Source organism: Flavobacterium sp. (assembly GCF_035760125.1).
In the GTDB taxonomy this organism is placed as follows: Bacteria; Bacteroidota; Bacteroidia; order Flavobacteriales; family Flavobacteriaceae; genus Flavobacterium.
Genome location: NZ_DASTTN010000264.1, coordinates 1 through 2232 on the forward strand (window position 1 = coordinate 1; position 2232 = coordinate 2232).

Annotated in this window: 2 protein-coding genes; one reads left to right on the forward strand and one right to left on the reverse strand. The window is 31.0% G+C overall.

Annotated elements, in window-relative coordinates; all coding sequences use genetic code 11:
* A partial coding sequence (locus tag VFS71_RS09580; protein WP_326400961.1) for a hypothetical protein occupies positions 1 to 905 on the reverse strand: 905 nt, incomplete at its 3' end.
* Between the two features lie 939 nt (positions 906 to 1844).
* Here VFS71_RS09580 and VFS71_RS09585 point away from each other — a divergent pair.
* Positions 1845 to 2232 (forward strand): hypothetical protein (locus VFS71_RS09585; RefSeq protein ID WP_326400962.1); only part of this gene is annotated, 388 nt, incomplete at its 3' end.

Genomic DNA, 2232 nt, shown 5'->3' on the forward strand with positions numbered 1-2232 from the left:
TGATTTTCAGGGCTTAATTTTTTCAAATTAGTTGAAACATAAATATCTGCTTTTTCCAAATCATCATATTGCCCTTTGTTTTTAACACTCTGAAGTCTTACACTATATCGGATTGTTTTAAAAGCAAATGTTTCATTTAAATAATCATTGATAAAAGCTACGACTTTTTTCAAATGTTGTTGTTCTTCGTGAGGTTTATTGATGTTGTTTGTTGGATACGAACTAATGTATTTATATTCCTGAAAAAAGATTTTATTTATTTTTTCTTGCCCATTTTGCTTTACAATAAGTGTTGTAGGCTGATTGGCATACGTTTGTCCTGAATTATCCTGAAAATTAGTTTTTTTGATGTCTAATAAAATAGTCAAATAATTTCCGTCTTTAGCAAAACCGTCAATGTTTACCTGAGAAGCTAAAACATTATTGTCAATAATAACAAAGTTTTGAAGGTTTGGTTCGTGATAAACCGGTTTTAGTGGTGCTACATAAAGCGGTCTGTTTGGAAGAACAAGTCTAGGATTTTGATTTTTATCCTGTAGTGTTAAACGCTCTAATAAAGTAAGCTTTTTAAATTCTTCAGACTCTGATTTATATTTAGCATTGGCTTTTGCTACATCAGCATCGTAATCTGCCAGTTTTTGTTTAAACTCATTTTCACTATCCGCCATTACCTTATCAAAATTCTGTAATTCGTTTTGAAAATCAACTTTAGATTGGGCATAAACTTCATCACTTGTCAAGTTATAAGGTGAAGTAACTGTTACTGAATATTGACGTGAATTGACGTCGATACTAATTTTTGGTTCTCTTAAAACCTGGTATTCTACTAATTCTGTTGAAATACTTTGTGCATTCAAAGTAAAAAGGGGAAACAGAAAAATACCTAGTAGGCAATTTAACTTCATATGATTTAGGTTTAAAATTCTCTCAAAAATAACATAATATAATTACAAAAACATGGTTTATATTAAAATATAAACCAGATCTCACGCGGATATATTTTTGAGTTTGATAGTGCGTGATTTACTTCGGCAGTTCGCTATCGCTTGGGTGTAATCCGTGCCCGCAGCAATAAGGCATAAAGTTAACACACAAAAAAGCTACAAGAAAATAATACCAGTAGCTTTTCTATCAAATTGAAACAACTAATCTTTGTGGGCACGGATTACAAATCCGTGCTATCGGAATTGAGAACTCAAAAATTTATTTTCCGGTTTGAATTCCGAAACAAAAATAGATCGAAAAAACAGCTAAAGGTTCCGCCGCCGCGGACACAGGTTCAAGTCCCGCTCCCCTGCTAGAAAAGCTTCAGAGAAATCTGAAGCTTTTTTTATGCTCAAAAATCAAAACTTTGAACTACTTCGAATCAGTAATAAAAAAAACATAACTAGAAAAACATTTCCAATTGTGGTTCGTTGTTGCGGACACAGATTACAAATCTGCACTATCATTCACGACTTTATTTTGTCATTTCCGAGCCATCGGGATTATACATCACTACTCCTTCCTTATAAAAAACATCTAATCTATTATTTTCAAGCACATTTTTCACTCCACAAATAAATAAAACAGCATATATATATCCGCTTGTAAAATTATTTTACCATTTATAATTTTAGGCAGTTAAATTGTACTTAATTTTTATGTAATTGATTATTAATATATTAACTTTATATAGAGATATAATTGTGTGAGGAATTTAAAGCAACAGTCACCCCAGAACTTACTTTTAATTTTTAGATTATTTCTCTAAAACTGTCTACTCCATAAGTGACAGACAATTACAAATAACACATATCGGAAAATAAAGAAGATGATTTTAGTAACATTTTAAACGAATAGTTATGAAAAAATTACTTTTACTAATGATTTTAATAACATCTCAAGCAAATTCACAATCAAAAAGAGAACAATATGCTAAAGATAATGACAACTATTATCCAGGCACTCAAGTCAGTTTATTAGCAGCATCAGACTCTTATGAGATAGGGGTTTCATATACTGACATCCTAACATATGGAGTTTCGTTTGAAAGAACTCAATTTGATACAGTGAATGATGAAAAATCATTTTATGCAATATATGGCACATTAGGAGGAGAATATAAAAGGGTTACTGTAACAGTAAAAATGGGTGGTACCAGCTTAAAACAAATGAATGCAGAAAATACAACAATTCAGTTTGCCTATGGTGGGGCATTAGAAGTAAGAATTAGACCAAATATAGGAATTA